Annotated in this window: 19 protein-coding genes; 8 read left to right on the forward strand and 11 right to left on the reverse strand. The window is 71.9% G+C overall.

The window, feature by feature from the left end:
- Positions 1-6: 6 nt before the first annotated feature.
- Entirely contained in the window at positions 7-1,773 is a 1,767-nt protein-coding gene (locus ACIQMX_RS27905) for a glycosyl hydrolase family 18 protein (protein ID WP_402482075.1), read from the reverse strand.
- 163 nt (positions 1,774-1,936) lie between these two features.
- Positions 1,937-4,360 (reverse strand): excinuclease ABC subunit UvrA, encoded by a 2,424-nt coding sequence (locus ACIQMX_RS27910; RefSeq protein WP_363077648.1) that lies wholly within the window; start codon positions 4,358-4,360, stop codon positions 1,937-1,939.
- 236 nt (positions 4,361-4,596) lie between these two features.
- On the opposite strand from ACIQMX_RS27910, the gene ACIQMX_RS27915 reads away from it, so the two are divergent.
- Positions 4,597-5,088: a hypothetical protein gene (locus ACIQMX_RS27915; protein ID WP_402482078.1), complete on the forward strand. Its 492-nt coding sequence runs from the start codon at positions 4,597-4,599 to the stop codon at positions 5,086-5,088.
- Between the two features lie 15 nt (positions 5,089-5,103).
- Here the strand turns inward: ACIQMX_RS27915 and ACIQMX_RS27920 are convergent, their stop codons facing one another.
- Positions 5,104-5,319 carry a dodecin gene (locus ACIQMX_RS27920; RefSeq protein WP_219570073.1) on the reverse strand — a complete coding sequence of 72 codons (216 nt, stop codon included), beginning with the start codon at positions 5,317-5,319 and terminating at the stop codon, positions 5,104-5,106.
- Between the two features lie 201 nt (positions 5,320-5,520).
- Between ACIQMX_RS27920 and ACIQMX_RS27925 the strand changes: the two genes are divergently transcribed.
- From ACIQMX_RS27925 to ACIQMX_RS27935, 3 genes are all read left to right on the forward strand, one after another.
- Entirely contained in the window at positions 5,521-6,777 is a 1,257-nt protein-coding gene (locus tag ACIQMX_RS27925; protein ID WP_402482081.1) for an extracellular solute-binding protein, read from the forward strand.
- 404 nt (positions 6,778-7,181) lie between these two features.
- A complete protein-coding gene (locus ACIQMX_RS27930; protein WP_363077656.1) occupies positions 7,182-7,988 on the forward strand; it encodes a GNAT family N-acyltransferase in 807 nt (268 codons plus the stop codon).
- A complete protein-coding gene (locus tag ACIQMX_RS27935; RefSeq protein ID WP_402482084.1) occupies positions 7,985-8,830 on the forward strand; it encodes a lysophospholipid acyltransferase family protein in 846 nt (281 codons plus the stop codon). The genes ACIQMX_RS27930 and ACIQMX_RS27935 overlap by 4 nt, the downstream gene beginning before the upstream one ends.
- Here ACIQMX_RS27935 and egtD read toward each other — a convergent pair.
- The 4 genes from egtD to egtA are packed head-to-tail and all read right to left on the reverse strand — an operon-like array spanning position 8,773 to position 13,149.
- On the reverse strand, positions 8,773-9,735 hold the full coding sequence (gene egtD, locus ACIQMX_RS27940) for an L-histidine N(alpha)-methyltransferase (RefSeq protein ID WP_402482086.1): 963 nt from the start codon (positions 9,733-9,735) through the stop codon (positions 8,773-8,775). The genes ACIQMX_RS27935 and egtD overlap by 58 nt on opposite strands.
- Positions 9,732-10,487 (reverse strand): ergothioneine biosynthesis protein EgtC, encoded by a 756-nt coding sequence (gene egtC / locus ACIQMX_RS27945; protein WP_402482089.1) that lies wholly within the window; start codon positions 10,485-10,487, stop codon positions 9,732-9,734. Before egtC ends, egtD begins: the two co-directional genes overlap by 4 nt.
- Entirely contained in the window at positions 10,487-11,836 is a 1,350-nt protein-coding gene (gene egtB / locus ACIQMX_RS27950) for an ergothioneine biosynthesis protein EgtB (RefSeq protein WP_402482091.1), read from the reverse strand. The genes egtC and egtB overlap by 1 nt, the downstream gene beginning before the upstream one ends.
- On the reverse strand, positions 11,833-13,149 hold the full coding sequence (gene egtA / locus ACIQMX_RS27955) for an ergothioneine biosynthesis glutamate--cysteine ligase EgtA (RefSeq protein ID WP_402482093.1): 1,317 nt from the start codon (positions 13,147-13,149) through the stop codon (positions 11,833-11,835). The genes egtB and egtA overlap by 4 nt, the downstream gene beginning before the upstream one ends.
- A gap of 147 nt (positions 13,150-13,296) precedes the next feature.
- Between egtA and ACIQMX_RS27960 the strand changes: the two genes are divergently transcribed.
- On the forward strand, positions 13,297-14,139 hold the full coding sequence (locus ACIQMX_RS27960; RefSeq protein ID WP_402482096.1) for a TIGR02452 family protein: 843 nt from the start codon (positions 13,297-13,299) through the stop codon (positions 14,137-14,139).
- A gap of 113 nt (positions 14,140-14,252) precedes the next feature.
- On the opposite strand, the gene ACIQMX_RS27965 is transcribed toward ACIQMX_RS27960, so the two are convergent.
- Positions 14,253-14,720, reverse strand: coding sequence for a type II toxin-antitoxin system PemK/MazF family toxin (locus tag ACIQMX_RS27965; protein ID WP_363077670.1), 468 nt, complete (start codon positions 14,718-14,720; stop codon positions 14,253-14,255).
- 178 nt (positions 14,721-14,898) lie between these two features.
- Between ACIQMX_RS27965 and ACIQMX_RS27970 the strand changes: the two genes are divergently transcribed.
- Both ACIQMX_RS27970 and ACIQMX_RS27975 read left to right on the forward strand, forming a co-directional pair.
- Positions 14,899-15,921 (forward strand): LacI family DNA-binding transcriptional regulator, encoded by a 1,023-nt coding sequence (locus ACIQMX_RS27970; RefSeq protein ID WP_363077672.1) that lies wholly within the window; start codon positions 14,899-14,901, stop codon positions 15,919-15,921.
- A gap of 267 nt (positions 15,922-16,188) precedes the next feature.
- Positions 16,189-16,431, forward strand: a complete 243-nt coding sequence (locus tag ACIQMX_RS27975) for a hypothetical protein (protein ID WP_363077701.1) — start codon at positions 16,189-16,191, stop codon at positions 16,429-16,431.
- 76 nt (positions 16,432-16,507) lie between these two features.
- Here ACIQMX_RS27975 and trxA read toward each other — a convergent pair whose 3' ends face one another.
- Positions 16,508-16,879: a thioredoxin gene (trxA, locus tag ACIQMX_RS27980; protein ID WP_363077674.1), complete on the reverse strand. Its 372-nt coding sequence runs from the start codon at positions 16,877-16,879 to the stop codon at positions 16,508-16,510.
- A 115-nt stretch (positions 16,880-16,994) separates the two neighbouring features.
- Between trxA and ACIQMX_RS27985 the strand changes: the two genes are divergently transcribed.
- Positions 16,995-18,434 carry a dihydrolipoyl dehydrogenase family protein gene (locus ACIQMX_RS27985; protein WP_402482100.1) on the forward strand — a complete coding sequence of 480 codons (1,440 nt, stop codon included), beginning with the start codon at positions 16,995-16,997 and terminating at the stop codon, positions 18,432-18,434.
- Positions 18,435-18,785: 351 nt separating this feature from the next.
- Here ACIQMX_RS27985 and ACIQMX_RS27990 read toward each other — a convergent pair whose 3' ends face one another.
- Both ACIQMX_RS27990 and ACIQMX_RS27995 read right to left on the reverse strand, forming a co-directional pair.
- The gene (locus tag ACIQMX_RS27990) at positions 18,786-19,019 is read right to left on the reverse strand and encodes a cold-shock protein (RefSeq protein WP_402482394.1); all 234 of its coding nucleotides are present in this window, start codon (positions 19,017-19,019) and stop codon (positions 18,786-18,788) included.
- A 1,228-nt stretch (positions 19,020-20,247) separates the two neighbouring features.
- Positions 20,248-22,425, reverse strand: a complete 2,178-nt coding sequence (locus ACIQMX_RS27995) for an SAV_2336 N-terminal domain-related protein (RefSeq protein ID WP_402482397.1) — start codon at positions 22,423-22,425, stop codon at positions 20,248-20,250.
- Between the last annotated feature and the right edge of the window lie 29 nt (positions 22,426-22,454).

Below are 22,454 nucleotides of genomic sequence, written 5' to 3' on the forward strand. Positions count from 1 at the left end.
GCAGGGTCAGGAGGTCACGGAGAGATCGTCCCCGTGGACCGTGCCCTGTCCGTACCAGCCGTGCAGATAGACGGTCACCGTGCCGCTCGCGCCCGTGGTGAAGGCCACCGACTGCTTGGCGTAGCCGCTCGACGAACCCCAGGTGCTCGCCGAAGCGCCGCCCCGGACCCCGAGGTATCCGTAGTTCCCCTGCACCCAGCCACTGAGCGTGTACTTCTTGTTGGGTGCCAGGGTGAGTGTCTGGGTGCACTCGCCGGTCTGCGAGGAGGTGGCCGCAGCGGCGAGTGCGTGCGTACCGCCGTGCACCGGGGTGGAGACGACCGCGCCGCCGGACTCGCAGGTCCAGGGACCGAGCGAGCCGGTCTCGAAGTCGCCGTTGACCAGCGATCCGGTGCCGCCGCCCGGACCGGAGACGGTCAGGGTGTACGGGGCCGAGTGGCTCAGCGTCCCCGAAGCGCCGGTCACGTTCAGGGTGTACGTACCGGGTGCGGCCGACGCCGAGGCGCTGACCGTCAGCGTCGACGTGCCCCCCGCGGTGACGGACGCCGGGCTGAGGGACGCCGTCACTCCGGCCGGCGCCCCGCTCGTCGTCAGTGCGACCGTCTTGGCGCTGCCCGAGGTCACCGCAGTCTTCACGGTGGCCGTGGCCGAACCGCCGGGTGCCACCGTTGCCGAGCCGGGTGTGACGGCCACCGAGTAGTCGTCCGTCACCGGTCCGCTGCCGCCGCTCGTGAACGGGGCGAACGTGTGGCTGAAGTACCAGGTGTCCTGCGCGATGCCGGAGCAGGTGTCGCTGCCGCCGGTTCCGGGGCAGCCGCCGTTGTCGCGCTGGAGCGCCCAGAACGACAGCGTGCTGACGCCCTTGGACACGGCCCAGTTGTAGACCTGGGTGGCATCGGCCGTGGTGAACGTCTCGGCGGGACCGTAGTCGTCGATGCCCGGCATCTCGATGATGCCGGTCATGCCCCAGAGCTGGGCGTCGGTCTTCGACGGGTAGAGATCGGCCAGTTGGCCCTTGAGGCCGGTGATCGCCGTCTGGGTGTCCTGCGCCATGTGGTGGGCGGCACCGTCGTAGTAGTCGAACGTCATGAGGTTCACGACGTCGACCTTCGCGCCGTTGGACACCGCGTTCTCCAGCACCGCGAGGCCGCTCTCGGCCAGACCGCTCGTGGTGGTGGGCAGCGTGTACGAGATCTGCACCGAGCGGCCGTTGGCCGCGGCCCAGTCCTGGACCTTCTTGATCGCCTTGTTGCGGCGGTCGATCCCGGCGCTGTTCTCCAGCGAGTTGTCCTCGATGTCCATGTCGAGGCGGGACACGTCGTAGGTCGTGATGACCTTCTCGTACGCCGCCGCGATGGAGTCGACGTTCGTACAGCTGTCGGCGATCTCGGTTCCGCCGTTGTCGGCGGCGTAGCCGCCGAACGACGGGATCACGTCACCGCCGCGCGAGCGGATGGTGGTGAAGTCGGCGCCGAACTCGGACGAGGCGATGGGGGTTCCCGCGTCGCCGTTCCAGTACGGGGTGCAGGAACCGCGGGCCTCTGTCTGGATGAAGGCCATGGTCAGGTACTTCGCGCCGGACGCCTGGGAGAGCGCGGCCGGACTGTCGCCGTTCCACGCCTCGAAGTACGGGGCGAAGACGTGGGCGGGCAGGGGAGTGGCGGCGGTTGCGGCGGCCTGGGCGCCGGCGCCTGATCCGAGGACCAGGCCGGCGGACGCGACGAGGGTGGCCAAGGCGCCGAGGACGGCGCCGACTGTTCTTGGACGTCTCATGGGGCAGCTCCCAGCGGGGTGGGACGACGGGCGGAATGCCGTGAGGCATGCCCATGATTGGTCTGGACCAGATAACTGTCAACGTTCTTTACTGTTTCATGTCCAGCCGCTGCCCTGGCGCTTAACTCGCGTGGGCCGAAGGGAAGTTGGATGCGCCGGGTGGTCAACCCCGAGGGAGCGCGGCTCGGAGGTACGCGGCTGTTCGGCTGTCCTCGGCCCGGGCCACCTCCGCCGGCGGGCCGGCCGCCACGATCCGGCCGCCGCGGTCGCCGCCGCCCGGGCCGAGGTCGATCACCCAGTCGGAACCCGCCACCACGGCCATGTCGTGCTCCACCACCACGACGGTGCTGCCCGCGTCGACCAGCCCGTGCAACTGCCGCATCAGCACTTCGACATCGGCCGGATGCAGCCCGGTCGTCGGCTCGTCGAGCAGGTACAGGGTGTGGCCGCGCCGGGCACGCTGCAGTTCCGCGGCCAGCTTGATCCGCTGCGCCTCGCCGCCGGACAGTTCCGTGGCCGGCTGCCCCAGGCGCAGATAGCCGAGCCCCACGTCGAGCAGTGTCCGCAGGCTGCGCCCGGCGGCGGGCGTGTCCGCGAAGAAGCCGGCCGCCGACTCCACCGTGAGGTCGAGTACCTGAGCGATGTTCAGTCCCCGCAGGGTGACGTCGAGCGTCTCCGGGTTGTACCGCGCTCCGTGGCAGTCCGGGCAGGGCGCGTACGTACTGGGCAGGAACAGCAGCTCCACCGAGACGAACCCCTCGCCCTGGCAGGTCTCGCACCGCCCGCCCGCCACGTTGAAGGAGAACCGCCCGGCCCGGTAGTTTCGCTCGCGCGCCACGTCGGTCGCGGCGAACAGCTTGCGCACGACGTCGAACAGCCCCGTGTACGTGGCCAGGTTGGAACGGGGGGTACGGCCGATGGGCCGCTGGTCGACCTGGACCAGACGGTCCACCGCGGCCAGCCCCTCCGCCGAGGCGCAGCCGGGTGCCGGCCGCTCCACCTCCTCCTCCCCGCTGTCCGGGGCCTGCCGGTCCGCCAGCGCGCCCGCCAGTACCTGACCCACCAGCGTCGACTTGCCCGAGCCCGAGACCCCGGTGACGGCCGTGAACACCCCGAGCGGGAAGGCGGCGTCCACGCCGCGCACGTTGTGCCGGTTCACCCCGTGCAGCCGCAGCCACCCCGAGGGCGGGCGCACCTCGCGTACGGGGGCGGGGGCGTCGTCGAAGAGGAAGCGCCGCGTCGCCGACTCGGCGACGTCGGCGAGAGCGGCCGGCGGCCCGCTGTGCAGGACCCGGCCCCCGTGCTCACCGGCCAGCGGCCCCACGTCGACGAGCCAGTCCGCCTGCCGCACCACATCCATCTGGTGCTCCACGACGAAGACCGTGTTCCCGGCCTCCTTGAGCCGGCCGAGCACCGCGAGCAGCGACTCCGTGTCCGCCGGATGCAGCCCGGCCGAGGGTTCGTCCAGGACGTAGACGACGCCGAAGAGGCCCGACCGGAGCTGGGTGGCCAGCCGCAGCCGCTGGAGCTCGCCGGAGGAGAGCGTCGGAGCCGTACGGTCGAGGCTGAGATAGCCGAGTCCCAGTTCGGTGACCGTCCCGATCCGGGCCAGCAGATCCCCCGTCAGCACCCGCGCGGTGTCGTCCCCGCCCGCCGCCGACAGCACCTCGGCCAGCTCCGTGAGCGCGAGGCCCGCCAGCTCCGCGATCGAACGGCCCGCGAAGGTCACGGCCATGGCCTCCGGCCGCAGCCGGCTGCCGCCGCAGACCGGGCAGGGCGCACTCGTCAGGAAGCGTTCGGCCTTGGCCCGCAGCGTGCGGCTCCGGGAATCGGCGAACGTGTGCATCACATAGCGACGCGCGCTCATGTACGTACCCTGGTACGGGCGCTGGATCCGGTCCGCGTCGCGCACGGGATGCACGGTGACCACCGGCTGCTCGTCGGTGAACAGGATCCACTCACGGTCGGCCGGATCGAGATCGCGCCAGGGCCGGTCGATGTCATGGCCCAGAGCGTCCAGCACATCGCGCAGGTTCTTGCCCTGCCACGCCCCCGGCCAGGCGGCGATCGCCCCGGCCCTGATGGACAGTCCGGGGTCGGGGACCAGGAGTTCCTCGGTGGTGCGGTGGATCCGGCCGAGCCCGTGGCATTCGGGGCAGGCCCCGGCGGCGGTGTTCGGCGAGAAGGAGTCCGAGTCCAGCCGCTCGGCCCCCGCCGGGTACTCCCCGGCCCGGGAGAACAGCATCCGCAGGGAGTTGGACAGGGTCGTCACCGTGCCGACGGACGACCGCGCACCGGGCGCGGACCGGCGCTGCTCCAGCGAGACGGCGGGCGGCAGCCCGGTGATCTCGCCGACCTTCGGTGCGCCCACCTGATGGATGAGCCGCCGGGCGTAGGGCGCGACGGACTCGAAGTAGCGGCGCTGGGCCTCCGCGTAGATGGTTCCGAAGGCCAGTGAGGACTTCCCGGAGCCGGAGACACCCGTGAAGACGGTGAGGGTGTCGCGCGGGATGTCGACCCGGACGTCGCGCAGATTGTGCTCGCGTGCGCCGCGGACCCTGACGTACGGATCGTGGGGGGTGGGCATGGGGTGGGGCTCCGTACGGTTCGGGCAGGCTGACCGGGGCAAACGGTTTGATTCTAGGGTCTTCTGCTTGGAGTGGACCGGGGACCGGAACCCGGGGACCGGGGAGCGAGGTCGGGCGCCGGACCGCGCACTCCCGGCATGAGCCGGACGAGATGCCCCGGGACCCGGGTGCTTCCGCACACGGCCGCGGCCGCGCCGGGTGGCCGAACGCCGCCGTCCCTTGGTTGGCTGGGCACATGAGAGACGACGACGCCCGGCCGCTGGCCGTGTTCGACCTGGACGGCACCCTCGCGGACACCGCCCACCGCCAGTACTTCCTGGAGGGCCCGCGGCGCGACTGGGCCGGATTCTTCGCGGCGGCTCCCGCGGACCCGCCGCTGGCCGAAGGCGTACGGCTCGCCGTGAGCAGCGCCGAGGAGTGCGAGGTCGTCTACCTCACCGGGAGGCCGGAGCGCTGCCGGAAGGACACCGTGGCCTGGCTGGCCCGGCAGGGGCTGCCCGCGGGGCCGCTCCACATGCGGCGCAACGACGACCGGCGGCCGGCCCGCACGACCAAACTGGAGACCCTGCGACGGCTTGGCCGCAGCCGCGCGGTGCGGATGCTGGTGGACGACGACGAGCTGGTCTGCGACGCCGCCCAGCTGGCCGGATTCACGGTGGTGCGCGCCCGCTGGGCGGCCGCCTCGCCCGCGTTGAAGGACGCTCAGGAGCGCGAGGGGCGCACCTGACCGGGACCGGGTCCGTCACTCCGGGTCGTCGAGCCGGAAGCCGACTTTCAGGCCGACCTGATAGTGCTCGATCCGGCCATCTTTGATCTGTCCGCGGACCTGGGTGATCTCGAACCAGTCGAGATTGTGCAACGTTTCGGAAGCTCTTGCGACGCCGTTGCGGATGGCCGCATCGACGCCGTCATGGGAGGTTCCTACGATCTCGGTGACGCGATACGTGTGGTTCGACATGGTATGTCTCCTCTCGCTTTTACCAAGGTGCCCCACCTCGCTGAGGTTCGCGAGACATCTCGGAGCGTCGGTCTGTCCGGAACCGCCCTTGACCAAAGGATTGGTCCATACCAAAATCCAGCCACGCCCGTGCGAGCGCAGCCCGCAGTCCCCCACACCGGGTCCGCAAGTCTGTCCTGCCGTTTCGCAGAAGGTGACCCCGTGAAGAACCGCATGCTCGTCGGAGCCATTGCCCTGATGTCCACTGTCGCGCTGGGCGGGTGCGGAATGATCCCGGGCTCGGGCGGTTCCGGTGGCAAGACGGTCACGATCTGGCTGATGAAGGACAGTGTCACCAGCGACTTCCTGGACCGCTTCAAGAAGTCGTACGAGGAGGAGCACTCCTCGGTCGAACTGGAGTTCAAGATTCAGAGCTGGAGCGGAATCGGGCCGAAGGTTCTCGAAGCGCTGGGCGGCAAGGACACCCCGGACGTCATCGAGGTCGGCAACACCCAGGTCGCCCAGTACGCGGAGAGCGGCAACCTGCGTGACCTCACCCTGGAATCCATGCGTGACCTGGGCAGCGAGGACTGGCTCCCCGGCCTGGCCGAGCCGGGCAGCATCGGCGGCGTCCAGTACGGAATCCCCTGGTACGCGGCCAACCGGGTGGTGATCTACAACAGGGATCTGTTCGAGGAGGCGGGAATCAAGAGCCCGCCGAAGACGCGCGCACAGTGGATCGAGGACACCGAGAAGCTCAACCGGAACGGCAATCAGGGCATGTATCTGCCGGGCCAGAACTGGTACGTGCTCGCCGGATTCATCTGGGACGAGGGCGGCGAACTCGCCACCGACAAGGGCGGGGACTGGCAGGGCGCGCTCGGCACCCCGGAAGCCCTGAGGGGAATGGATTTCTATTCCGAACTCCAGGCGCTGGGCGACGGACCCAAGGACGCGGACGAGGAAAAGCCGCCGCAGAGCGACGTGTTCGCCAAGGGCGATGTCGCGCAGATCATCTCCACGCCCAGCAGCGCGACCCTGATCGAGAAGGCGAACCCGGAACTCAAGGGAAAGCTGGGCTACTTCCCCATACCCGGCAAGACCGCGAAGGCGCCCGGATCCGTATTCACCGGCGGCTCCGACCTGATCATTCCGCAGAAGGCGGACCAGCGCAGCGCGGGATTCGAGGTCATCAAGGCACTGGCCGGGGCGAAATGGCAGGAGGAACTCGCCAAGGCCATGAGCTACGTGCCCAACAAGACCTCGCTGGCCCACGTCATCGAGGGCGAGGAGAGCACCGCCGCGATGGCCGAAGGCGCGGCACGGGGCCACGCGACCCCCAACTCGCCGCAGTGGGCAGCCGTCGAGGCCGCCAACCCGATCAAGCCGTACATGACGGCGGTCCTCCAGGGCGGGGACCCGGCGACCGAGGCGAAGAAGGCATCCGAGACCATCACCGCGCTGCTCGCCGGCAGCTGACCCGGCAGCCGCGGCCCGGCCTCGCGGGGGACAGCGGGGCTTCGTCCCCGGCACGGTGGCCTGCCGGGGAGAGCGGGGCTGTCGCGCAACCCGGGAGCGTTGCAGGGGAGGGCACGTAACCCGGGAGCGCGGCCCGAGAGGGCACGTAACCCGGGAGCGCGGCCCGGGAAGGCGCACCACCCGGGTTGCAGGCGTCGTCGCACGGCCTCGGCGGGGGGCCGGTGCCATCGCGCGGCACGCGGTCCGGCCGTCGCGCACCACGGGATTCAGCCGTCGCACATCCCCGCTCCCCATGGCGGACACGTCGAATCCAGCCGGTCACGGAAGAAGTAGGAGGGTCCGGGTCCTCGCCGCTGCGCGAAGGCCCGGCAGCCGTCCCTGCCGACCCGTCCCCGGAGTCCGTCATGCATGCGCTGCCCACCGCCTCCCCCCTTGCCCCGCCCGTCCCGGTACAGCGGCCCGAACGAGCCGCCCCGCCGCGCTACCGGGTCTCCCTCGCCGTGGACCAGGCGGAGATACGCGCCGCCCAGCGCCTGCGCCACCAGGTCTTCGCCGCCGAGTTCGGCGCCCGGCTGGACGGACCCGAACCGGGTCTGGACAGTGACGCCTTCGACGCGTACTGCGACCACCTCCTGGTCCGGGAGACGGCGACCGGCGAGACCGTCGCCACGTACCGCCTGCTGCCGCCCGAACGTGCCCGTGTCGCCGGACGCCTCTACGCCGAGAGCGAGTTCGACCTCACCCGGCTGGAACCGGTCCGGGACGACCTCGTCGAGGTCGGCCGTTCCTGCGTCCACCCGGCCCACCGCGACGGCGCCGTCATCGCCCTCATCTGGGCCGGTCTGGCCCGCTACATGGAGCGCAGCGGGCACAACTGGCTGGCCGGCTGCTGCTCGATCCCGCTCTCCGACGGCGGTACGGCGGCCGCCCGGGCCTGGGAGACCGTCCGGACGAAGCACCTCGCGCCCGAGGACCACTGGGTCGCGCCGCACCGCCTGTGGCAGCCTCCGGCCGGGCTCCCGAAGGGTCCCGGAGGACTGTCCTCGCTCCCGCCCCTGCTGCGCGGCTATCTGCGCCTCGGTGCCCGGGTCTGCGGGGCGCCCGCCCATGACCCCGAGTTCAACGCCGCCGACCTGTACGTCCTGCTCTCGCTCCGCGCCACCGACCCCCGCTACCTGCGCCACTTCCTCGCGCTCGCCCCGCAGCAGTGAGCGCCTGGCTGCCCGTCTCACCGTGCACCCCGCCTGGCTGCGCCACCCACGACGGCCCCGCCCGGCGCCCGCTCACGGCAGCGGCCCTGCTGCTCGCGGGCTGCGCGCTCACCCTCACCGGCGCGCTGTGCACCCCGCTCGCGCTGCTCCTGGGCCGGGCCGTCCGGGAGCGGCTGACCCGGGGCTGGGCGTACGGGGTGGTCCGCGCCTTCGGGGTACAGGTGCGCGTCGTCGGCCGGCCGGACACCCGGCGGGGCGGGCCGGGGGTCCTGGTCGTCGCCAACCACGTCTCCTGGCTGGACATCCCCCTGATCGCGGCCGTGTGCCCCGGCCGCATGCTGGCCAAGAGCGACATCAGGAACTGGCCGCTGCTCGGGCCACTGGCCTCGCTCGGCGGGACCCTCTTCGTCGAGCGCGAACGGCTGCGCGCGCTGCCCGCGACCGTGCACGCGCTGGCGACGGCGCTGCGGGGCGGCGCACGCGTCGTGGTCTTCCCGCAAGGCAGTACCTGGTGCGGGCGCGGGTCCGGCGGCCGGTTCCGGCCCGCCGCCTTCCAGGCGGCGATCGACGCGGAGGCCGCCGTCCAGCCGGTCCGCATCCGCTACCTCACCGCGCCCGCGGGGCGCCGGGCCCCGGCGGGGGCCGCCGCGTTCGTGGGGGACGATCCGCTGGCCGCCTCCCTGTGGCGGGTGGTGCGGGCGGCCGGGCTGACCGCCGAGATCCACGTCAGGGCGCCGATCCCGGCGGGCAGCGTCCACGGCCGCCGAGCGCTGGCCGCGATGGCTCAGTCCACGGTGGCCAGCGACAGCGCGAACCTGTCTGCCGAGTCGGTCCACCACTGACTCAGCCGAAGGCCCGCAGCGGCGAGTTCACCGCGCACACCGTCCTTGCGGAACTTCGCCGAAACCTCCGTCCGCAGCTCCTCACCGTCCTCGAACGGCACCAGCAGATCCAGTTCCGGGATCTTCACCGTCAGGGCCCGCCGGGCCCGCAACCGCATCTCGATCCACTCCTGTTGAGGGTTCCACCGGGCCACGTGCTCGAAGTCCTCCGGCGCGAAGTCCGCACCCAGCTCCCGGTCGACGACCGACAGGACGTTCCGGTTGAACTCGGCCGTCACCCCGGCCGCGTCGTCGTACGCCGCGACCAGCACCTTCTCGTCCTTCACCAGATCCGTCCCCAGCAGCAACGTGTCACCGGGGGACAGCAACGACCGCACCGACGAAAGGAACGCGGCCCGCTCGGCGGGCAGCAGATTGCCGATGGTGCCGCCGAGGAAGGCCACCAGCCGGGGGCCCGGAGTGTCCGGGAGTGCCAGCTCCGCGGTGAAGTCGGCGATCAGCGCGTGCACCGACAGCTCCGGCCGCTCCTTCAGGAGCGCGTCCGCCGCACCGCGCAGCGCGCTCTCGCTCACGTCGACCGGAACGTAACTGTGCAGGTCCGCCAGGGCGTCCAGCAGGTGCCGGGTCTTCTCCGACGAGCCCGATCCCAGCTCCACGAGCGTCCGGGCACCGGACGCGGCCGCGATCTCGGCCGCCCGGTCGATCAGGATCTCGCGCTCCGCGCGCGTCGGGTAGTACTCGGGCAGCCGGGTGATCTCCTCGAACAGCTCACTGCCGCGGGCGTCGTAGAACCACTTGGGCGGCAGCGTCTTGGGTTGCCGGGTCAGACCGAGCAGCACATCGGCGCGCAGCGCCGCGTCCGTCGCGTCCACCGGCAGGGTACGGGTCAGCAGGAAGGGACTCACTGGGTGGGCTCCTTGAGCGTGGTCAGCAGGACTTCGGCGCGGGTCGCGGTCAGCAGCGTGCGGTCGGGGACCTCCTGCCAGCGCGGATCGTCGTCGTACGGCTCCGAGGCGACGACCACGTGCCTGCCGGGCTCGGCCAGGTACCAGAGGGTGTCGCCCCATGCGGTCGCCGCGATGGTGCGACCGTCGGTGAGCAGCAGGTTGAGCCGGGATCCGGGGGCCGCCCCGGCGACCTCCACCACGGTGCCGGCGACCGCCTCCGGGAGCGCGTCGCCCGCTGCCAGGCGGTGCTGGACCAGGGCCCAGACCAGCGCGGAGTCACAGCGGGCGGTGAGGCGGAGCAACTCGGCCGGGGGCAGGGCAGCCGCCAGCGGTGCCACGGATCCGGGCCAGCCCTTCACCGCGCCGTTGTGGCTGAAGAGCACCCCGCCGCCGCGGAACGGCGCGGCCGCCGCCTCGCCGTCCGGGTCGGCCTCGGTGGCGTCCCGGACCGCGCCGAGCAGGGCGCCGCTGCGGACCACCCGGGCCAGATCGGCGAACGTCTGGTCACCCCATACGGGCCCCTGGCGGCGGTACCGTCCCGGCACCGGGTCCCCGTCGGCGTACCACCCGACACCGAATCCGTCCGCGTTGACGGTCCCGTACCGCTGCCGACGAGGTTCCCAGGACTGCCGTACCAGCGAATGCACCGGCTGGGTCAGTACGGCTCCCAAGGGTATCGGCGGCCCCACATAGGCAATATGACGACACATCACATGTCCCTGGCCGTACGGAAACCGGCGAAGATCTGACGCCGCACCGGAAGGTCCCAGTTGCGGAACGTCCCCCGGCACGCCACCGCGTCCACCGCGAACGAGCCGCCCCGCAGCACCTTGTGCTCCGGACCGAAGAACACCTCCGAGTACTCGCGGTACGGAAACGGTGCGAAGCCCGGATAGGGCAGGAAGTCGCTCGACGTCCACTCCCACACATCGCCGATCAGCTGCCCGGCGCCCGAGGGAGCGCGCCCGGCCGCGTACGCTCCCGCAGGCGCGGGGCGCAGATGGCGCTGCCCGAGGTTGGCGCGCTCCGGTGTCGGGTCCTCGTCGCCCCACGGATAGCGCCGGGAGCGCGCGGCCGCGGGGTCGTGGCGCGCAGCCTTCTCCCACTCCGTCTCGGTAGGCAGCCTGCGGCCGGACCAGCGGGCGTACGCGTCCGCCTCGTACCAGCTGACGTGCAGCACCGGCTCGTCCGCCGGAACCGGTTCGGTCACCCCGAAGCGGCGGCGCAGCCACTGTCCGGCGTCCCGGCGCCAGAACAGCGGTGCCGTCAGCCCGTGCTCACGCACCATCGCCCAGCCCTCGGGCTGCCACCATCGCCGCTCCGTGTAGCCGCCGTCCTCGATGAACGCCCGGTAGGCGCCGCAGGTCACCGGTGCGGTGTCGAGGAAGAAGCCGGGAACCTCGCGCCGGTGCGCGGGCCGTTCGTTGTCGAGCGCCCACGGCTCGGTCGACGTGCCCATGGTGAACGGGCCGCCGGGGATCAGGACCTCCGGTGCCAGGGCGGCCGCGCCGGCGGGCCGCGGGGGTTCCGGAGCACTCAGCACGGCCGGGCCCGAGCGCAGCTGATGAGTGATCAGCATGGTTTCGTCGTGCTGCTGTTCGTGCTGTGCGATCATCCCGAAGACGAAACCGGACCGCACCAGCGGCCGGTCGCCCAGGGGTGTCGACTCCAGTACGTCCAGAGCCCGGCCGCGTACCTCCGAGGCGTAGGAGCGGGCCTCGGCGGGCGCCAGCAGCGGCAGGGAGGGCCGGGTGGCCCGGGGGTGCTCGAACGCGTCGTAGAGGCCGTCGATCTCCGGGCGCATGGCCTCGCGGCCCGCGACGCCGCGCAGCAGCCACAGCTCTTCCTGATTGCCGATGTGCGCGAGATCCCAGACCAGGGGGGACATCAACGGCGAGTGCTGAGCGGTGAGCTCGTGGTCGTCCACGCTGTCGGTCAGGATCCCGGTCCGCTCGCGGGCGGTGAGCAGCGCGGCGAGCGCGCGCTCCCGGAGCGCCTCGGGGTCCTGGACGTCCGGGCGCTGCGGGCCGTGCGGCGAAGGTGCGGAGGAGTCGGTCACGAGAGGGTCCCCTTCGGGTGGACCGAACCGGGGCGCCGGTCCGTGGTGAGCAGATCCCGCAGGTCGTCGGCCGGACATCGGCCCCGGGCGACATAGCGGTCCCGGAACCCGGCCACCGCCTCCAGTACCGTCTCCGTCGCTCCCCGGCGCGGCAGTGCCTCCAGCGCGAGGTCGAAGCAGGTGACCGCCGCCGCCCGCAGTTCCGGATCGGTCAGCCCGTCGCGGGCGGCCCCGGCCCAGAGCGGATTGCGCGGCGCGGCCGGCGGACCCGCCGTCTCGGCCAGGGGTTTGACGGTGCGGTACACGGTCTCGGCGGCCTCCGGGTCGTCGAACAGGGCCGTGGTGACGGCGAGCGGGACGAGCCAGCCGTCCTCGCCCGGCTGTGCGTCGATCATGCGCAGCTCCAGATGTCCGCGCGGGCGTACCGGCGGGAACAGCGTGGTGATGTGGTAATCGAGATCGGCCCGGACGGGGCGTCGAGGATCGCCGCGGCGGATCCAGTCGCGGAAGGTGAGTCCCTCGGGCACGGCCCAGGGTCCTTCGCCGCCTCTGATGCACATCACGGGCGTGTCGAGCACATGGGCTGCCCAGGCGTCCCGGGGCGGCAGATGCCCGGACGGGGCCAGGGTGCGCAGCGGATCGAGGTCAGCCCACAGGGACTGGCGCGTCGACCGCCACGGCGCCGGCCTCCCCAGCCGGAACGGCGAGTTGGCGAACGCGGCCACCAGGACGGCGCCCAGCAGATGGGACAGCTGCCAGCGCCGCCCGTATCCGAGCGGTCCCGGCTCCTCCTCTCCGGCGTCCAGACAGACCTGGACGGATGCGGTCGTGCACATCATGGCGCGGCCCGCGGGGCCCGACCGGTCGAACACGGTCTCCATCGCGTCGTAGCGGGGCTGGCGCAGCAGCCGGCGCGGGGGATGCCAGGGGTCGACGCCGAACCCGGCCGGAACCAGGCCCAGCCGGTCCAGGGCGTCGCGTACGGCGGCGAGATCGGCGGCCGTGTCGTTGATGCAGGTCATGAGCGAGTCGGCGGGGCGCGAGCTGAGCTCCAGCTGGCCGCCGGGTTCGAAGGTGAGCGCCGCGTTCAGGGGCAGTGCCCCGACGGCCTTCGCGGCCGCGTCGAGACGGTGGTGTGCGACAGGCACGTGGGGCCGGTCGCGATCGTGCAGGAGCCATTCGAGCTCGACGCCCACGATGCGGGGCGGTCCCGTCTTGAAGCAGATGCAGCGCAGTAAATCCTCCGCCTCGCCCTCGCCGAGGGGCGTGGCCTGTCCGGGCGGACCGTGTGCGCCAGGTGCGTCGGTTGACATGCCGGGCCTCCTGTTCCGGTGCGACCGTCCTACCCAAACCCCTGCCGGGAGATCGCACAAGGGTGCCCCTGTGCGCCGGAAATTCACTTGCGGCCATGCCGTGGGGTCGTTGACGATGCCCCGTATGCACCATAAGGGGGAGGGCCGGTGAGCGCCCGGCTGCGCGCCGTCGCGCGAGAGACCGAGACCATCGTCGAGGCGGGTCACTACCGCACACCGCAGGGCCGTGAGGTCAGCATCGAGCGTGCGCTGACCGCCGCACTCTCGGGTACCGGGCTGTACGGCCCCGAGCCGCTGCACGTCGCGGCACTGGACGGGAACCGGACCCCGCACATCGAGGTCACCGGCGAGAGCAGCCTCCGTGCGGCCGCCCGGATGACGGGCGAGGGACCGGGGAAGGTCGCCGTCCTGAACTACGCGTCCGCCCGTAATCCGGGCGGCGGCTATCTCAACGGGGCGCAGGCGCAGGAGGAAGCCCTGTGCCGCGGCTCCGCCCTCTACGCGACGCTGCTGCGGGCCCCCGAGTACTACGCCCACCACCGGGCCGAACGCAGCGCCTTCTACACCGACCGGGTCATCCACTCACCGGGCGTACCCGTCTTCCGGGACGACCGCGGCCGGCTGCTCGACACCCCGTACGCGGCAGGATTCCTCACCTCGCCCGCACCCAACGCCGGCGTGATCCGCAGCAGGACCCCGGAGTCGGCCCACCTCATCCCCGCCGCGCTCGCCTCGCGCGCCGAGAGGGTGCTGGAGGTCGCGGCGGTACGGGGCTACCGCAGGCTGGTGCTGGGTGCCTGGGGATGCGGCGTGTTCCGGAACGACCCGGCCGAGGTGGCGGGCGCCTTCCGTGCACTGCTCACCGGAGGCGGCCGATTCGCGGGCCACTTCGAGCAGATCGTCTTCGGCGTCCTCGACCGCGCCGCCGATGCGCCCACCAGAACCGCATTCGAGCGGGTGTTCGCAGCGGACGTTCAACCCTCACCCTGACGTTGAGCCATAGGGTTCGACGTCAGCGGATGCGTCGTGGTTGGACCGTTCGGGTCGGCGCGCCCGCCACGGCCGCACGGAGGCGCCACGGCCCGGGACGGGCGCCTGCGCCGTCACCGCCAGTCGTAGAGCTCCCGCAGCCGCCCGACGACCAGGTCGAACCTGTCCCGGTCCAGCGCGCACGCCTCACGCCGCATGCCGTCCTCGTGCAGCCGCAGCACCCGGTCCAGGTCGACCCATGAAGGACGGCCCGAGCTGTCCCAGGGACCCGCCCCCAGCGCCACCCACTCCCGGTCACGGTCGTGCTGCTTGCTCGACAGCTGTACGGCGAGCAGCGTCCCCGCCGCCTCACGGGCGACCACGAGAACCGGACGGTCCTTGCCGCGCCCGTCGTTCTCCTCGAACGGCACCCAGGTCCAGACGATCTCGCCGGGATCCGGGTCGCCGTCCCGGTCGGGGGCGTACGAGGTGCGGACGGGGCCCACGTCGTGCGGATCGGCCTGAGAGGTGGCCGTGGGGCCGGACCGGCCGGGGAAGGCGGACGTGAGGTCATTGCTGTCGCTGCGGTGCTGGATGGTCATCGCCTTACCGTAGGACCTGTGCGGCGCCCCGCGTGGAGCGGGTCCGTCCCACGGGCCGCGGACCCCGGCCCGTCGGCCCGTGCCTCCGGCGCGGTCCGGACCTCCGCCCGAGGCTGACACCCGGTCAGGGCCCCGGCGCGTTCCCGTGCCGAACGGGTCTGGAAGACTGCCCGACGCCATGAGTCAGTTAACCGAGCAGCCCGCCGAAGGCCCCGTCCCGACCAGCGCCGACGTGGCGCGGCTGGCAGGCGTCTCGCGGGCCACCGTGTCGTACGTGCTGAACAACAACACGGCCGTGAGGATCAGCGATCCGACCCGCCGCCGGGTGCGGGAGGCCGCCACCGAACTCGGCTACGTCCCGCATGCGGCCGCCCGGAGCCTGCGCGCCGGGCACTCGCGCATGGTGCTCCTGCCGACCGCGCACCTCCCCTCCGCACCGCTGCACCACCGCTTCCTGCACGGGCTGGAATCCGGCCTGCGGCGCCTGGACTACACCGTCGTCCAGTACGGCTCCATCGGCCTCGCCCCGGACGACGCCGCCCGCGCCTGGGCCGAACTGAGGCCCGTGGCCGTCATCGCGCCCGGCTCGGTCCCTCTCGCCCCGCACGGCATCGCCCTCCTCCGGCGCTCCGGCGCGAAAGCGGTGATCACCCTCGGACCGCAACCGGTCCCCGGCGCCCACGCGCTGATCACCGATCAGCGGGAGGTCGGCGCCAGCGCCGTCCGCCATCTGCTGGAACGCGGCCGGCACCAAATCGGCGTGGTGATGCCCGTGGAGCCCGGTCCCGCACTGTTCGCCGGCCCCCGGCTGGCCGGTGCCCGGCGGGCCGCCGCCACCGGCCGCGCCCGGATCGAGGAGCTCCCGCTGCGCTACACGGAGGAATCGGCGGCCGCCCTGGCCGCCCGCTGGAGCACGCTCGGTCTGGACGCCGTCTTCGCGTACGACGACGCCTACGCGATGCTGCTGATGCGGGCCCTCCAGGACGCCGGGATCCAGGTGCCCGGGCACACGGCCGTGGTCGGCGCGGACGACTCGATGCTGGGAAGGCTGCTGAGGCCCAGGCTCAGCAGCGTACGGATGGAACTGGCCACGGTGCAGCCGCTGGCCGATCTCGTCGACCGCCTGGTCCGGCACCCCGGGACGGAACCGGAGCGGCACGACCTGCTGCGGGCCCGGACCGTCCACCGCGAGTCCAGCTGAACCGGCCGCCCGCGCGGCAACATGCGCGGTGGACGCCCCTTGCCTAGCGTCATGACCATGAGCCATCCGCAGAGTTACGAGATCCTGCTGGTCCCCGCGTTCGCCGACGTCAAGGGCACGGCGGCCGGGGGAGCCGGGACGAAGGCCTCAGGCGCCGGCGACGCGGCCGCCGGGGATCAGGGCACGGGGGACGCGCAGGACGCGAAGGAAGAGCAGGAAGCGGCGGCCGGGAACGACACGGCCGCCGAGGACCAGGACACCGAGGACGTGCCGGCGGAGAGCTCCGGAAGCCATGCTGCCGGGAGCCCCCGGCCCGGCGCGCCCATCCGCTCGGCGGTCGTGACCGCCACGGGGGAGACGGGCGAGTCGGGCTACCCCCGGTATGCCGGCGAGGGAATGGTGGCGGACATCGACCCCGCGACGCATACCGTCCAGGCCCTGCTGATCGACGGATCGGAGCTGGACTACGGGCTCTCGGTCCGCGTCTCGGAGCACCGCACGGACGGCTGAGACCGCACGGATCCAGGCTGGACAGCGCTCAGGGCCCGGCCGTCACCGGCCGGGCCCTGACACCTGCGCGCGGAGCCTACTTCTGCTCTTTCTGCTGGTCCTCGATGGACTTGCGGACCTCGTCCATGTCCAGCTTCCTGGCCTGACCGATCACGTCCTCCAGCGCCGCCTCGGGCAGCGCGCCCGGCTGCGAGAAGACGGCCACGTTGTCACGGACGATCATCAGCGTCGGGATGGACCGGATCTCGAAGGCGGCCGCCAGCTCCTGCTGCGCCTCGGTGTCGACCTTGGCGAAGACCAGGTCCGCGTGGCGCTCGGACGCCGAGTCGTAGACCGGCGCGAACTGCCGGCACGGGCCGCACCAGGAAGCCCAGAAGTCGATCAGGACGAACTCGTTCCCGCTGACGACCTCATCGAAGTTTTCCTTGGTGAGCTCTACGGTGCTCATGTTCTGCTACCTCTTCCTGTGCCCGTACCTGCGTGTCCGGGACAACGGTGCCTGTGCTTGCGCTATTCCGCCTGCCCATGTGGCCGCCTCGCACACCCATGACCAGAATGGGCCCATGACACATGCTGTGGAGCCTGTCGCGTACGACGTCGTGGTCATCGGTGCGGGTCCGGTGGGTGAGAACGTGGCCGACCGTGCCCGGGCCGCCGGGCTGAGCACCGCGATCGTGGAGTCGGAACTCATCGGCGGCGAGTGCTCGTACTGGGCCTGCATGCCGAGCAAGGCCCTGCTGCGCCCCGTCGTCGCCCGCGCCGACGCCCGACGCGTCCCGGGCCTCGCAGCCGCCGTCCAGGGTCCGCTCGACACCGCCGCCGTGCTCGCGCACCGCGACACGTACGCCTCGCACTGGAAGGACGACGGTCAGGCCGCCTGGCTGGAAGGCATCGGGGTCGACATCCACCGGGGCCACGGCCGGCTGACCGGCCCGAAGGCGGTCACCGTCACGGCGCCCGACGGTACGGAGCGCCGGCTCACCGCCCGGCACGCGGTGGCCGTGTGCACCGGCAGCCGGGCAGTGGTCCCCGACCTGCCGGGCATCGAGGAGGCCCGCCCCTGGACCAGCCGGGAGGCGACGAGCGCGAAGGAGGTACCCCGCCGGCTCGTCGTCGTGGGCGGGGGAGTGGTCGGCGTGGAGATGGCCACGGTCTGGGGCGCCCTGGGAGCCGAGATCACCATGCTGGTCCGCGGCAAGGGGCTGCTGCCCCGCATGGAGCCGTTCGCCGGCGAGCTCGTCGCCGACGCGCTGACCGACGCGGAAGCCGACATCCGCACGGGCGTCTCGGCCACCTCCGTACAGCGCTCCGCACCGGACGGACCGGTCACCGTCACACTCGACAACGGCGAACAGATCGAGGCGGACGAAATCCTCTTCGCCACCGGCCGCGCCCCGCGCACCGACGACCTGGGCCTGGAGACGGTCGGCCTGGAGCCGGGGTCCTGGCTCACCGTCGACGACAGCTGCCGGGTCGAGGGGACGCCATGGCTCTACGCCGTCGGCGACGTGAACCACCGGGCACTCCTGACCCACCAGGGCAAGTACCAGGCCCGTATCGCCGGCGCGGCCATCGCCGCACGCGCCCAGGGCGTCCCGGACCTGGAGACGGGCCGCTGGGGTGCCCACGCCGCCACCGCCGATCACGCGGCCGTCCCGCAGGTCGTCTTCACCGACCCGGAGGCCGCCTCGGTCGGCCTCACCCTCGCCGAGGCGGAACAGGCCGGCCATCGCGTCCGGGCCGTCGACTACGACCTCGCCTCGGTCGCCGGCTCCGGTCTGTACGCGGACGGTTACCGGGGCCGGGCGCGCATGATCGTCGACCTGGACCGGGAGATCCTGCTGGGGGTCACCTTCGTCGGCCCCGGCATCGGTGAACTGCTGCACTCGGCGACGATCGCGGTCGCGGGAGAGGTCCCCCTCGACCGGCTCTGGCACGCGGTGCCCGCGTACCCGACGATCAGCGAGATCTGGCTCCGGCTGCTGGAGGCGTACCGGGGGTAGGAGCCGCCATGGAGGACGGGGGGACGGGGGCGGCGGCGTGCGCGTGTGAGGCGGCGGAGCGTGATCGAACGGACCCGGGCTTCACCTTGATCATCACCATCGGTGCGGGCCCGGTGCTTGCCGCGTCCCTGCTGACCCGCTTCGCAGCCGTCCGCGTACCCGGCGCCCGCCAGGCTCGCGGAGCATGGGGGCCGTCGGCCGCCGGCTCCACCACGCGGCACCGTCCAGGGCGCCCTCGCTCCGCTGCCGCCGGGGCAGCGAAGTGTCCGTCACCCCGCTCCGGCACTCAGCCCTGGCATCGCCAGACCGGTGTCGGCAATGGCCTACTTCGTGGGGTTTGACCTCCGCGTCCTACGTCGGACGGACCGGACGCACGTTCGCTGCCTGCGGTCCGCGGTCGCCTTCGGCGATCCGGAGCCGGACGCGCTGGCCCACCTCCAGCGCGCGGAAGCCGGTCATCTGGATGGCGGAGTAGTGGACGAAGACGTCGCGGCCGTTGTCGACGGCGATGAATCCGTAGCCCTTCTCCTTGTTGAACCACTTGACGGTGCCTTCGAGCGCGAGCGCGTAAGCGGGGTTGCGCAGGAGGAGGCCGCGGGCGTCGGGGCCGGTGGCCTCGAACGTGTGAACATGACCGGCGGACCTGCGGCGGATGCTCGCGGCCATCTCGCCGAGGCTGATGAACTCCGGTGCCTGGGGGATGCCTTCGGTGAGCACGGCGGTGAGCTCGTTCGTGAGCGTCAAGCGCGGCCGCCCGAGCCCCTGGGGGGAGGTGATCAGGGACCAGTTGCCATGTCCGGACTGCGGATTCAGCAACGCCCATGCTCGGTCCGCGCCTGCGAGGTAGGCATCGAGGATGAGGACCTTGAACCGGGCGGGGCTGTCATTCATCAGCGAAGCCAGGCGCCGGATGGACAGGGCGGTGAGCTCCGGCCGGTCGCGACGGGAAGTAGGGAAGAAGAGATACGCGTCATCGTGTGTTTCCAGCACGTGGCCCGTGAAGTGGACGAGAAGCGTGTCCTCGGCCTGCTGGGAGAGGTCTTCCAGCGAACGGATCAGAGGCTCGGGGTAGTGCTGGTTCCAGACGAGTGACACATTGGCATCGTTGAACGGGCCGGAATCCTGATCCTTCCCCAGCGCATGCGCCAGCGCGAGCACTCGTTCGCGGGAGCCGGGCAGGTCAGGGTATTCCTCGTATCTGTCCGCCCCGATGAGCACGGCGCGTGAACGCGCCGGTTCCAGCACCGCGCGGATCGACGTGGGCTCCGGGGTCCGGGACGGCCTCTGCGAGGGAGGCAGGATCCGTGTGGCGTGGAGCCGGTGTTCCCTGCCACTCGTCCCTCGGTACACCATGCCGATCACTGCGCCGTGCAGGTCGACGACAGCTGCCCCGGACAGCAGGGGCGCGGAGCCAGCCCCTACCGACTCCAGTACGAAGCTGTCGCCCTCTACGGACGCGATCCGGTAGCGGGCCGCTACCGGATGGTGGAATCGATGGGGAGCGTCCCGCCTGAATCCGATGACCACGGCCTGGTCCCCCGTTGTTGGTGGGGGAGCGGACGGCAGAGGCAGCTCCAGCGGGGTGGGCTCGGGTCCTGCGTTCGTCAGGAGGGCCAGTGGCGCCTGCGCCGTATAAGGCACCGGTTGGGCGTGCCATGTGCGCGGGTCCCCCCACGGGCGGGCTTCGAGGCGCAGGAGAGGGGCGACCGCAACGGCGGGGAGCAGAGCGGCCGGCGTTGCCACGTGTCCACCCTCGAGAAGGATTCCCGAGCCCAACTCCTCATGGTCCCGGCTGATCCTCACCAACCGATTCTCAGCGGCTCCGATCAGGGTCCGGAACTCTGGGGAGTAGGTGTCGGCGTGGAATGCCGCTGTGTTCCGGAGCAGCTGGGACACCTCGTGCAGTCCTCGCTCCAGAGCGGTCCGGGCCAGGGCATCGAGGGAGTCCGCGTCGGCGAAGCGGGCCAGCACCGGCCAGAGTTCGTCGGGTGGGGAGACGTCCGGGCGGTCTCGTCGGTCGGCCCATTCCACGAAGGCGTTGAGCACGTAGTGGGAGCGTCTGCTGGACGAGGCGGCCATTACTGGAGCGCGGTCGGGCGCCGCTGCGCAGGCGTATTCCAGCGCTGCCACGAGCCAGTTGTGCGGAGCTGCGTCCCGGTCGGAGCGGTGGGATCGATACGCCGGTGTCGCCGCTTCCAGCAGGTGGCGCGACATCTCGGCCGGGTGTCCCAGGCGTCGGATGTCCAGCGCCGCCAGGAGCAGGGGCCGGGCGAAGGGAGGAGCGTCGCGGACGCGCGCGAGGGCGTTCGACTCCTCGGTCGGCGAGTACACCCGTATCAGGTTGACGCGGTCGAGAGCATGGGTGAAGGCCTGGGCTTCCTCCGAGTTGTCTGATCGCAGCGCCTGGTAGTCCTCGGGTCTGAGTTCGCCCAGCACCAGCAGGGGGCTCGGCGCGGACATCAGATCGATGAAGTCGCTCATCGTCGTGGGCGACCGACGGCCGGACGCCAGCAGGAAGGAGCGGAGGTCGGGCACGACCACGACTGTCCGAGGAAGCAGCCGTTCCCTCGCACCGACCAGTTCGTCCGGTGACCGCGGAGTCCACCACGTCCAGTCGTTCGGCAGGGCGGCCACCGCCCGAGCGATGGCCGTCGTCTTCCCCGACCCCGCGGTGCCCAGCAGCAGTGAGAACGAGCCGTGTCCTTCCTGCGCGCCAGCCACTGCCTGCCGCACCTGTTCGTCCACGTAGCGGTCCACGAGTTCGAGCACGGGCTGCAGCTCCGGCAAGGGGGTCGAGGCCCGGCCTTCCCGCACCGGCAGTCGCTGCTGCCGCACCCGCCGCACCCTCCCGAGCCGCGAACGGCATGGCTTCCGGCGCGAGCCCTCGGTCACCGCTGCCGTCGCCGCTCCCGCGCCCCACGAGGAAGTCGCCCCCGCTGGGCGCACCGTACTCGCTGATCCCCGTGCCCGTCTCGCGTCGGACCAGTTGCTGTACGGAGGTGACGGCGTCCCGGCGCTGGCCGCCCAGCAGTGCTGCCCGGACCCCGGGGCGGAAGTCGAAAGGGATGCGGTCCGGGTCTGCCGCCGCCTCCTGGGCCCAAGGGGTGAAGAGGCCACTGAGAGCGACCTCGGCCAGGTGCCCGTGCTCCGCCTCGGGGAGCATCGTCCGGCGGACGAGGTTCATGACCGGGAGACTCAGGGGAACGGCGGACAGATATGCGGCCAGTTGTTGGGCAAGGGGGGATGCCCCTGCTCTGAACCGGCTGAGTGTGTCGGTGACCTCCTCTCGGGCGGGAGCAAGCGACTCAGCCCGTAGTGGCGCCGGCGGCGACGGCGTGCGGGGGATCACCAGGCACGGCACCCGCGTCCACTGGCCGGCGCCCGCCACCAGCTTCGCCAGGAGCAGTACGGATGCCGGCTCGGCCTCCACCACCGGGATCGCGAGCACATGCGAGGTGGGCCGCAGGCGTACGCTCCTGCGGTGGCTCCGCACGGGCGCGCCCACCCGCCACGACGTGGTGGGCGACGCCGGACCCACCGCACGCAAAGGCAGCGAGCGCGGCCGCACCGCGCCACGGTCCCACAGCCGGCGGGGCAGTACGTTGAGCAGCGCCACCGGACCGTGGGACGCCCATTGCCGCAGCACGCGCGCGACATCCGCCTCGGCCCAGCCGCTCGCCACCGTGTCCGTGACGACGATGACCAGGCGACGCCCCGACGGGTCGGACACCTCGTGCACGCTGCGCCGCTCACCGTCGGGCGTACGGGCCACGGAAAGCGGCTCGGCGGCGTCCGGATCGGTGCCGAGCAGGTGCCAGGTGCGGACGTCGCGGAAAATGCCCGTCTGCACGAACACACGCCGTATCTCGCCGACCGCTCGAACGGATCGTGGGCAATGGCCCCCGGACCTGGGACGATGCCGATGACCAAGGCAGGAGCGGGAACCCGGGGGACTTCCCGGGTTCCCGCTCCCGCACCGTGCGTCACCCACATGACGGAGGTGACCCGTGCATGACGGTG

Source organism: Streptomyces sp. NPDC091416 (genome assembly GCF_044756845.1).
Classification (GTDB): Bacteria; Actinomycetota; Actinomycetes; order Streptomycetales; family Streptomycetaceae; genus Streptomyces.